Below are 10,167 nucleotides of genomic sequence, written 5' to 3'. Positions count from 1 at the left end.
TAGGGAAAACCGGCCTGGCGTAAGTACTTCGCGTACGCGCGCAACACCACTGCCTGCCGCCAGTGCAGGCCGGCGCGCATGACCAGCTCGTTGAACCGGTCGGCCTCCGCCTCGCCGCTCCACACTGCCGCGAACGCATCGGTGAATCGGTGCTGCACTCGGCTCTCGCGATCGGCGGTGCCCGCCTCGGACAACTCCGCGTCGATGTCACCGTCGATTGCCGAACGCAGCATCTCGCGTGAGGCCGAGAGCCCGAAATCGTAGATCCAGCAGGACATTCCGTCCGGCCGCACCACCGGGTACGGTCGTTCGTCGTCGACCTCGACGCCGAGACTCTGCAGGATGGGCAGCACCTGCGACAGCGAGACACCCGCGCCGCCGATGTACAGCGAGAACCGCCAGCTACCCACGGCCGACTGCTCGTTGCGGTAGAGCTGCATGTCGATCGACTCGTCGCCGAGCCCTTCGAGGCGAGCGATGTCGGTCACGGCACGAGCCGGACTGAAGTCCTGCTTGTACGCCTCGGGGAACGCCTCTGTGTAGCGCTGGATCCGCAGCGGGTCCACGGTGCGGTCCAGCGAGACCGCGTCGCCGAGGGAGTCCTCCCAGGTTCTGGTGGTCTCGGTGAGAGCCGCCTCGATCCGGGTGATGTCCTCGGCGGCCAGCTCCGTCGATGCCGTTCCCGGCGTGCGGCGGACGGTCACGTGCAGCAGCGCCAGGTCCGATTCCGTCACGCGCGCCGTGTAGTCGAGAGAAGTGCCGCCGAGCTCACGGAGCAGCCGATCCTGAATGGCCAGCCGAACACGGGTGGTGTAGCGATCTCGCGGCAGGTACACCAGGGCGGAGACGAAGGACCCGCCGGCATCGGGCCGCACGAACAGCTTGACCTTGCGCCGACGGCCCAGTGCGAGAACAGCACTCGCGGTCTCGAACAGCCAGGCCGCCGAGGTGGCGAACAGTTCCGAGCGCGGCATCGACTGCAGCACTTCGAGCATCGCCTGACCCGAGAACGACCCGAGATCATGGCCGGCCCTGGCGATCACCGAGCGCACCCGACGCTCGATCACCGGAATGTCGAGCACGTTCTCGTGCAGCGCCGTCACGGTGAAGACGCCGACGAAACGGTGTTCGGCGGAGTTCTCGGCGTCGAGAACACTCACGAAGTAGGGGTAGACGGCGCGGTGCACCGTCGCCGGACTCGCTCCCTGTGTCAGGGCGACCAGGTCGCGTTGACCGAGCGGCTCCGAACCGTGCACGTCGTGGGCCGCGTCGCGCAACACCCCGAGGCTGCTCGACTCCTCCCCGGTGGCCGTCCGTGCACCGTCGACGCCGCCGAGCCGGTACCGGCGGTACCCGAGGAGCGTGTAGTGACCGTCGCCGAGCCAGCGCAGCAACGCGGCTGCGTCGCGATGTTCGACGGCGATGTCGGACTCCGCATCACCGGCCCGCTGGGCCGCACCGTCGAGGAGATCGGCGACCTCGGCCTGCACCCGACGCATGCGATCGGTGTCGCCGACGACCTGACGCACGTCGGCCAACACCCGGCTCGCCTCCGACTCCACGCGGTCGAGGGCCTCCGCGGGCGTGGACGGATGCAGCTGGACGTGAATCCAGGATTCGTGTCGACCGTCGGCGCTCGGACCCGTCAGCTCGCCGTCCGCGTCGCGGGCGACCGACAGAATGGGATGGACCACGTCGGTGTACTCGATGCCGAGTCGGGACAGCAGCGAGATGACCGACTCGACGAGAAGCGGCATGTCGTCGGTGACGATCTGCAGATAGCTGCCCGCGGCCTGATGGGCGGCCGAACTCGACTCGCTGGGTCGGTGCACCGCTACGTTCGCGGTATCGGGCAGCCGCTGAGCGGCCAACCGGACGTGCCGGTGAAAGGACGTGGTGTCGGGAGTGTGCGCGGACGCTCCGACGGCCGTCGTGTCCACGTGCTCGAAGTACTCGGCTTGCAGTGTCGCCAGCTCGGCCAGGAGTCGGTCGTCGAGGCCGTCGGCCCAGTCGTTGTCGGGCAGGTCCAGCGAGCGTGGCATGGTGTTCGAGTACTCCCTCGTGAGGATTTTCCCGACGCCCGCCGATCGCCGGTCGTCGATGACTCCTCGACCTTAGTGTCGAACACCCTGTTACCGCAGTGACCTCGCTGAGCCGGCGCGTGGCGAACTACTCCGAGCCGAGATACTCCGCGAGAAGCTTCCTCTCGTCCTCCGACAAAGGACGAGAGGAAGACGTCGCGAGATCGAAGGCAACCATCAGTGCTTCGGCATCCGCACAGATTTTTCCGTCCCGGTCGGTCACCACGTGCCGGACGCCGTACGAGGTGGTCCCGATGCGGGTGATCCACAGCTCGATCGTCAGCGGACCCGAATCGTCGAGAATCGGATGCAGAAAATCGGTGGTGAGTTTCCGCACCACCGCTGCGCCGCGCACACCCGGACCCCCGAAGACCGCGTTCAGGAACTGAACGCGGCCCTCCTGGAGGTATTCGACGAACCGGGTGTTGTTGACGTGGCCGAGACGGTCTGAATCACCCCACCGCACCTGAAGTGTGCAGGTGAAGGTTTTCGCCGGCATGTCAGTCTCTGGTCAGCTTACGGTGCGTGACGCGATGCGGGCGGGCCGCGTCGGGTCCGAGGCGTTCGACCTTGTTGGCCTCGTAGCCCTCGAAGTTGCCCTCGTACCAGTACCACGCGGCCTCGTTGTCGCCGAAGCCACCTTCCCACGCCAGGATGTGCGTGCAGGTGCGGTCCAGGAACCACCGGTCGTGGGAGATGACCACGGCGCAGCCCGGGAATTCCTCGAGAGCGTTCTCGAGAGATCCGAGCGTTTCGACATCGAGGTCGTTGGTCGGTTCGTCGAGCAGGATCAGGTTGCCGCCCTGCTTGAGCGTCATCGCCAGATTCAGACGGTTCCGCTCACCACCGGAGAGCACTCCGGCAGGCTTCTGCTGATCGTGGCCCTTGAACCCGAACGAGCTGATGTACGCACGCGACGGGAACTCCGAGCTGCCGACGGTGATGAAGTCCAGACCGTCGGAGACCGTCTCCCACACCGTCTTCTTCGAGTCGATGCCCGAGCGGTTCTGGTCGACGTAGCTCAGCTTGACGGTCTGACCGATCTTGACCTCGCCGCCGTCCGGCTCCTCGAGCCCGACGATGGTCTTGAACAGCGTCGTCTTACCGACGCCGTTGGGGCCGATGACGCCGACGATACCGTTGCGGGGCAACGTGAACGAGAGATCCTTGATCAGCACGCGGCCGTCGAAGCCCTTGTCCAGGCTCTTGACCTCCACCACGACGTCGCCGAGGCGCGGCGGGTTGGGGATCTGGATCTCGTCGAAGTCGAGCTTCCTGGTCTTCTCGGCCTCGGCCACCATCTCGTCGTAGCGAGCCAGACGAGACTTGCTCTTGGCCTGACGTGCCTTGGCACCGGAACGAACCCAGGCGAGCTCGTCCTTGAGGCGCTTCTGCAGCTTCTGGTCCTTCTTGCCCGAGACCTCGAGACGTTCGGCCTTCTTCTCCAGGTACGTGGAGTAGTTGCCCTCGTACGGGTACAGGTGTCCGCGGTCGACCTCGGCGATCCACTGCGCGACGTGGTCGAGGAAGTACCGGTCGTGAGTGACGGCGAGAATCGCGCCTGCGTATGCGGCCAGGTGCTGCTCGAGCCACAGCACACTCTCGGCGTCGAGGTGGTTGGTGGGCTCGTCGAGCAACAGCAGGTCGGGCTTGCTCAGCAGCAGCTTGCACAGCGCCACGCGGCGCTTCTCACCACCGGAGAGGTTGGTGACGGGCGACTCGGGCGGCGGGCAGCGCAGCGCGTCCATGGCCTGTTCGAGCTGGGAGTCGATCTCCCAGGCATCGGCGTGGTCGAGCTTTTCCTGCAGCTCGCCCATCTCTTCCATCAGCTCGTCGGAGTAGTCGGTTGCCATCAACTCGGCGATCTCGTTGTACCGCTTGAGCTGGACCATCGTCTCGCCGAGACCGTCCTCGACGTTCTCGCGAACGGTCTTGGTGTCGTCGAGGACCGGTTCCTGCATGAGGATGCCGACCGAGGCACCGGGAGCGAGGAACGCCTCACCGTTTCCGGGCTGATCGATTCCCGCCATGATCTTGAGGATGCTGGACTTACCGGCGCCGTTGGGGCCGACGACGCCGATCTTCGCTCCCGGATAGAAGCTCATCGTCACGTCGTCGAGGATGACTTTGTCGCCGTGCGCCTTGCGCACCTTCTTCATGGTGTAAATGAATTCAGCCATGACGCCCAGCTTATCGGTGCGAGTGGGTCTCCGGCACCACCGCCCGAGCGCGTAGCCGCCGCCCGCACTCGATCGAGGTTCCGATGCAGCGCGGACGGCGGATGCCGGGAGACCGTCAAGCCGGAACGGACTCGCGCACGTCGTCCTCGATGCGATCGTGGTCCCGATCCTCGTCCACAGGTTCGGTAGCTCCAGGATCGCCGTCCGGCGCAGCCTCGGGTGCCACCGCTTTCGTCCGATGGATCGAGACGTTGCAGCGCGCGAGATCCGGTCCGACGGCGCTGGCCCGCATCTCCAGATCGGCGCGTTCGACCCCGTCGCGGTTGGTGTACTCGTTGGTCCTCAGCTGCCCGTAGGCGATGATCGGGTCGCCCTTCATCAGCGATGCTCCGACGCCGCGCACGAGACGACGCCAGCACGTGACCGTCAGGTAGAGGGTTCCGCCGTCGGTCCACTCGCCGGTGTTGCGATCCTGACGTCGGGCGTTGCTGGCCATCCGGAAGCTGAGGACCTCGTCGCCGGTGGGTGTGGAGCGCTTGACGGGATTGGTGATGACCGTTCCGACAACTGCGCACTGTGCTTCGTACATGGTGTGTTCCCCCTCGATCGATGTCGCGTGGTTGCGATCGAGATCGACACTGCTACGCGGAAGACGTCCGTGGTGAACGAGTTCACGAAATGTGGACAACCGGCCGGCCTGTGGATGAAGCACCCGAATCGGGGCCCGCGCGACCCGAGAATGTCGGGACCGTGTGCTAGTCGGGAACTTCGGCGTACATGTGGCCGTCGAGCTCGGGGATCACTCGCCCCGCAGTGAGCGAAGCAACCAGCGCCGCAGTCGAATCGGCGTCCGGAACCGCGACGGTCAGTACCGCGGACGCGCCGTAGGCGGTGCCGACGACGACAACCCCGTGCCCGCGCAGTTCCGATTCCACGCGACCGACCTCGGCGTGGTCGAGTTCGAGAGTCATGATCTCGCGTCGTTCCCGGGTCAGGAACATCGCTCCGGACAACGCCTCGGTCACCGCTCCGCCGTAGGCACGGGCAAGTCCGCCGGTGCCCAGCTTGGTTCCGCCGAAATATCTGCTGACGACCGCGACGACGTTGGTCAGGTGATGCCCGCGCAGCACGTCGAGCATCGGTGTACCTGCCGTACCGCTCGGTTCACCGTCGTCGTTGGACCGCTCGATGCGCGGATCCGGCGGCGACACATCGACGATGAACGCCGAACAGTGATGTCCGGCAGCAGGATCGGCCTTGCGGGCCGCGTCGATCACAGCTCGCGCCTCGGCTTCCGTGGCCGCGCGATCGACGACCGCGAGAAACCTCGACTTCTTGATCTCGATCTCGCACTCGACGCGACCGGCGATGGTACGCAGTGGGGTCACCCGGTCTCACTCATGCGGCAACACTGTCAACCACATCGTCTGCGGCTTGGACCAATCGGGCGTACATGCCGTCGTTCTCCAACAGGGATTCGTGGCTTCCGACCTCGCGAACGACGCCGTGATCGAGTACTGCGATGCTGTCCGCGGAGCGCACCGTGGACAGTCGATGCGCGATGAGGATGGTCGTTCGCCCGTTCATCAGGCCGTCGAGCGCGGTTTGCACTGCGCGTTCGGTGTGATTGTCGAGGGCGCTGGTCGCTTCGTCGAGCACCAGGATCGGTGGATTGCGCAACACCGTTCGGGCAATGGCGATGCGTTGCTTCTCACCGCCCGAGAAGCGGTACCCGCGTTCGCCGACCATGGTGTCGTACCCGTCGTCGAGGCCGTCGATGAAGTCGTGGATCTGTGCCGTTCGGGCCGCCGCGAAAATCTCCTCGTCGGTGGCGTCGGGTTTGGCGAATCGCAAGTTCTCTCGAATGGTGGCGTGGAACAGGTACGTCTCCTGAGAGACGACGCCGACCAGGTCGGCGATGGTCTCCGAAGCCATCTCCCGCAGGTCGATGCCGTCGATCGTCACCGATCCAGCCGTCGGATCATGCAGCCGCGCAACGAGATAGCCCAGAGTCGTCTTGCCGGACCCGGTTGCGCCGACGAGAGCGAGTGTGCTGCCTGCCGGGATTTCGAGGTCGATGCCGCTCAATGTCGGAACTGTTGCCGAGGTGTAGGTGAAGTCCACGGCGCGGAAGGCGACGTCTCCGCGGACGGACTCGCGCGGCAGCGCCACCGGATGGGCGGGCTCGGCCACCTCGATCGGCAGATCGAGGTACTCGAACACTCGCCCGAACAGTGCGAGCGAGGCCTGCACCTCGACGCCGGTGTTGAGCAATTGCATGGTGGGCCGGAACAATTGGGTCTGCAGAGCGGTGAACGCGACCAGAGTTCCGATCGTCAGTGCGCTCCCCTGCCCGATGGTGATGCCGGCGAACCAATACACCAGGGCAGGCATGACGGCGAAGCTGATCTGAATGGTGGCCATGCGCCACTTTCCCGCCATCATCGCTGCAAGTTCGACCCCGGCCACTTCGTGGGATCGGTCGGCGAACTTCTCGGTCAACACCTGCGCAGAGCCGGTGGTCTTGCCCAGCAGAATGCCGCTGACCGAGAGTGATTCCTCGATCTGCACCGATAGGTCGCTGAGCAACTTCTGTCGCTTGGTGGAGATCTTGCGCCGCTCGTCGCCGATGCGGCGAGCGACACGGACGAAGACCGGCAGGATGATCAACGAGAACGTGGCGAGCTTCCAGTCGAGCAGGAACAGGGCGACCACAGTCGCGGCAACGGTCGTCGCGTTCTGCGCGATGGACGTTGCGGTATTGGTGACCACCGATTGCATGCCGCCGATGTCGTTGGCGATGCGTGATTGCACCTCGCCGGTGCGGGTGCGTGCGAAGAATCCGAGGGATTGGCGTTGCAGGTGCGAGTAGACCTGGACGCGTAGATCGTGCATGAGTCGCTGACCGACGCCGTTGGACATCCAGGTCTGCACGACGCCGAGAGTGTTGGTGGCGACTGCAACTGCGATCATGCCGAGTGCGATCAGGCTGACGAGCGTGACATCGCGGTCGGGTATCGCATGATCGAGGAGTTCGCGGAGAAGCAAGGGGGACGCGAGCGCGATGATCGCGCTGACGACGATGATCGCACTGACGACGGCGATCTTGCGGCGGTAGGGCGTGAACAGAGCCAGGACTCGGCGCACGGGTGCTGGATCGGACGCGAGGAGAGAACGTTCGGGTCGGCTTTCCAAGTAGACCTCCGTGGTAGCTGAAGTAATATGCAGAGGCTACCTCACTATGAGGTAGTGAGCAACCGTCGCTATGATCCCGTACATGGAAACCGGACACTCGCCCAACCTGAGCGAGCAGTTCATGGCCGTCGCGCGGCAGATCCGGCGCAGCCACATGACTGCGTTGGAACCGTTCGGCCTCAATCCCTCACAGAGTCGGGCCCTGCACGTGTTGGCGCGCGAGCCCGAGTCCGTGCGACTACGCGATCTCGCCGAGCACCTGCGCATCGTCGCGCGATCGGCCACCGACATCGTCGACTCCCTCGAGGCGGCGCACCTGGTGATCCGGCAACAGGATCCGAGCGATCGGCGAGCCGTCCTGGTCGAGCTGACCGACACCGGCCGCGCGCTGTTGGACAGAATCGACGACGCGCGCCGTCAGGTGTCGTCGGAAATGTTCGACGGCCTCGAGCCCGCGGAACGCGACGAGCTGAACCGACTGTTGAGCAAGATCGCCGAGACCGGCTGAACCGACCGAGTACTACTGCTCGCCGGTCCGTTCGCGTCGTGCGAGCTCGGCGAACATCGCGTTGTGCGCGGCCAGGTCGGCATCGTGATCGCGCTCGGCGGCGCGGTCACTGCGCCTGGCATCTCGATCGTCGCTGCGGGTCCATTGGATCAGCAGCGCCAGCATGACGAGCACCAGCGGAACCTCGCCTGTGGCCCAGGCGATACCGCCGCCGAGCTTCTGATCTCCGAGCAGGTCGGAGTTCCAGTCCAGCCCGAGCGTCCGGTAGAACCAGCCACCCATCACGGTGTTCATGCTCATCAGAGCCACTCCGAAGAAGGCATGGAACGGTAGCGATCCGAACACGACGGCGAGTTTGGTGACCGGAGCGATCTTGCGCGGAGACGGATCGACTCCGATGACGGTCCAGTAGAACAGGTAACCGCTGAGCACGAAGTGCAGGTTCATCAGCAGGTGCGCGCCGTGACTGTCCAGTACCGCCCCGAAGATTCCGCCGAGGTAGAGCACGTAGAAGCCGCCCACGAAGATCAGCGCCGCGACGAGCGGATGGGTGACGAACTGCGAAAGTCGACTGTGCAGGCCCATCAGCAACCACTCGCGCATCCCGGGGACGCCGTCCTTGCCGGCCGCAGGCAGTACCCGCAACGCCAGCGTCAGCGCGCCACCGAGCGCGAGGAGGACGGGGGCCAGCATCGAGAGCATCATGTGTCCGGTCATGTGCACGCTGAACACGGCCGTGGAATATCGACCGATTCCCGAGGACGTGCTGATCAGCAGCGTGAGGCAGCCCAGCACCCACGCGACCGTACGGCCGACGGGCCACGCGTCTCCGCGCAGCCGCAGCCGCCGGACGCCGATCAGGTACACCACGGCCATGACGATTGCCACGGTGCCGAAGATCAGATCGAAGCGCCAGTCCAGCGCCATGCGCGCGAACGTCGGCGGGCCACTGAGGTTGTACCCGAGTGCCGCTTCTGTGGTCGTGAGATTGGGGTCGATCTCGGCCGGCGGAGGTGTGCGGCCGAGCCCGACGGCCAGCCCGATGGTCGCAGCGAGGACCAGCACCTCGGCACCGGCGAACCGGAGCAGCGGCCCGCGGGCCGTGGGATCGGCGATCAGTGCCGGTAGGGCACGGCGGCGCTGCATCCAGCCGAAGCCGCCCAGCACGATCAGGGCGACGATCTTGCCCACGATCAGCAGGCCGTAGGTGGTGGTGAACAGGTCGGCGAGCGAAACCCGGACCAGGGCGTTGATGACGCCGCTGATGCCCATGACCACGAAGCAGACTCCGGCGATCGTGGAGAATCGGCGAGCCGCGACATCGGCGTGTGCACCACGCCTGCGAACGTGCGCCAGCAGCGCGAACAGTCCGCCCGCCCACAGTGACGCGGCCCCGAGATGCAGGATCAAACTGTTGGTGGCGATGTCGTGCGAGCCGCCTGCCGAGGAGTGTCCGCTCAGCGCGATCGGCAGCAGCGTCGCGAGGGAGAACCCGAGCAGTGCGGGCGTCCAGGCCCACCGCAACACCGTGCGCGACGCGATGGCGAGCACAACGGCCATGATGGCGGTCCAGCGCCAGGCACTGGCGATCTCCACCTGGTCGAGCGCAATCCACAGGTTGGCCGGTTTGATGGCCTCGGCGAACGGCTGCCCCGAGGTGTCGGACAACGTCAAAGGCACCAGAAGCAGGGCGCAGACGGCCCAGATGATCGACGCCACCGAACCGGTCCGGACCGCGCGGTACCCGTCGACGTCGAGAATCCCGTTCTTCTGCGGCGGTACGAGGAACGCGGCCAGCAGAAAGGATCCGATGGCGATGACGGCGGCGATCTCGCCGATGGCCCTCAGCGCAGGCAAACCGTACGTGGTGGCCGGGCCCGGATCCGGGATTCCGAGCAATACCAGCGCATCGGAGGCGGAGAGCATCACGATGAGTGCGGCCACCACACCGGCGATGACGCCTGCGGTGGCGAACACCGTCGTGGTGGTCGACCGTGGATCGTCGTTCGTCGAACCGTCGTTCGCCCGGACATCGTCCGCCGGGAGTTCAGCGGTCGAGGGTTCGGGCTTCTCGAGATCCGGTGTTGCCATACCACCAGAGTAAGAGGTGATCGGAAGTACTCGAAACGCGAGTCCTACACAGCGTCGTACTTGTCCGTACTCACGGCGTCGCTCGCGTCGTGATGGATGCGGCCGTGTCGGG

General features: G+C 65.5%; 7 protein-coding genes and 1 pseudogene. 1 reads left to right on the top strand and 7 read right to left on the bottom strand.

From position 1 onward, the window contains the following. The 6 genes and pseudogenes from A2J02_RS11100 to A2J02_RS11075 form a co-directional block, all read right to left on the bottom strand. A pseudogene (locus tag A2J02_RS11100) lies at positions 1 to 2,042 on the bottom strand (NAD-glutamate dehydrogenase domain-containing protein); the annotation flags it as partial. Positions 2,043 to 2,169: 127 nt separating this feature from the next. Further along, positions 2,170 to 2,580 carry an acyl-CoA thioesterase gene (locus A2J02_RS11095; RefSeq protein ID WP_068050063.1) on the bottom strand — a complete coding sequence of 137 codons (411 nt, stop codon included), beginning with the start codon at positions 2,578 to 2,580 and terminating at the stop codon, positions 2,170 to 2,172. Between the two features lies 1 nt (position 2,581). Next, the gene (gene ettA, locus A2J02_RS11090) at positions 2,582 to 4,261 is read right to left on the bottom strand and encodes an energy-dependent translational throttle protein EttA (RefSeq protein WP_032402531.1); all 1,680 of its coding nucleotides are present in this window, start codon (positions 4,259 to 4,261) and stop codon (positions 2,582 to 2,584) included. A 115-nt stretch (positions 4,262 to 4,376) separates the two neighbouring features. Beyond that, complete coding sequence (locus A2J02_RS11085; protein ID WP_068050067.1) at positions 4,377 to 4,850, bottom strand: single-stranded DNA-binding protein; 474 nt, start codon at positions 4,848 to 4,850, stop codon at positions 4,377 to 4,379. 166 nt (positions 4,851 to 5,016) lie between these two features. Beyond that, positions 5,017 to 5,649 carry an IMPACT family protein gene (locus tag A2J02_RS11080; RefSeq protein WP_179272051.1) on the bottom strand — a complete coding sequence of 211 codons (633 nt, stop codon included), beginning with the start codon at positions 5,647 to 5,649 and terminating at the stop codon, positions 5,017 to 5,019. Between the two features lie 10 nt (positions 5,650 to 5,659). Beyond that, the gene (locus tag A2J02_RS11075) at positions 5,660 to 7,408 is read right to left on the bottom strand and encodes an ABC transporter ATP-binding protein (RefSeq protein ID WP_068050061.1); all 1,749 of its coding nucleotides are present in this window, start codon (positions 7,406 to 7,408) and stop codon (positions 5,660 to 5,662) included. Positions 7,409 to 7,538: 130 nt separating this feature from the next. On the opposite strand from A2J02_RS11075, the gene A2J02_RS11070 reads away from it, so the two are divergent. After that, a complete protein-coding gene (locus A2J02_RS11070; RefSeq protein WP_231893809.1) occupies positions 7,539 to 7,964 on the top strand; it encodes a MarR family winged helix-turn-helix transcriptional regulator in 426 nt (141 codons plus the stop codon). A gap of 12 nt (positions 7,965 to 7,976) precedes the next feature. Here the strand turns inward: A2J02_RS11070 and A2J02_RS11065 are convergent, their stop codons facing one another. Further along, positions 7,977 to 9,890: a cytochrome c oxidase assembly protein gene (locus tag A2J02_RS11065; protein WP_231911439.1), complete on the bottom strand. Its 1,914-nt coding sequence runs from the start codon at positions 9,888 to 9,890 to the stop codon at positions 7,977 to 7,979. Positions 9,891 to 10,167: the final 277 nt, after the last annotated feature.

This window comes from Rhodococcus sp. EPR-147 (genome assembly GCF_001647185.1).
Lineage (GTDB): Bacteria > Actinomycetota > Actinomycetes > Mycobacteriales > Mycobacteriaceae > Rhodococcoides.
Note: the sequence above shows the minus strand (reverse complement) of the source record. Positions and strands in the feature narration are given on the sequence as shown.

What these genes read in the sequence shown, in the direction of transcription:
- A2J02_RS11070 (WP_231893809.1), top strand. Translation starts at nt 7,539, where the DNA reads ATGGAAACCGGACACTCGCCCAACCTGAGCGAGCAGTTCATGGCCGTC.
- A2J02_RS11065 (WP_231911439.1), bottom strand. Translation starts at nt 9,890, where the DNA reads ATGCTCTCCGCCTCCGATGCGCTGGTATTGCTCGGAATCCCGGATCCG.
- A2J02_RS11095 (WP_068050063.1), bottom strand. Translation starts at nt 2,580, where the DNA reads ATGCCGGCGAAAACCTTCACCTGCACACTTCAGGTGCGGTGGGGTGAT.
- A2J02_RS11085 (WP_068050067.1), bottom strand. Translation starts at nt 4,850, where the DNA reads ATGTACGAAGCACAGTGCGCAGTTGTCGGAACGGTCATCACCAATCCC.
- ettA (WP_032402531.1), bottom strand. Translation starts at nt 4,261, where the DNA reads ATGGCTGAATTCATTTACACCATGAAGAAGGTGCGCAAGGCGCACGGC.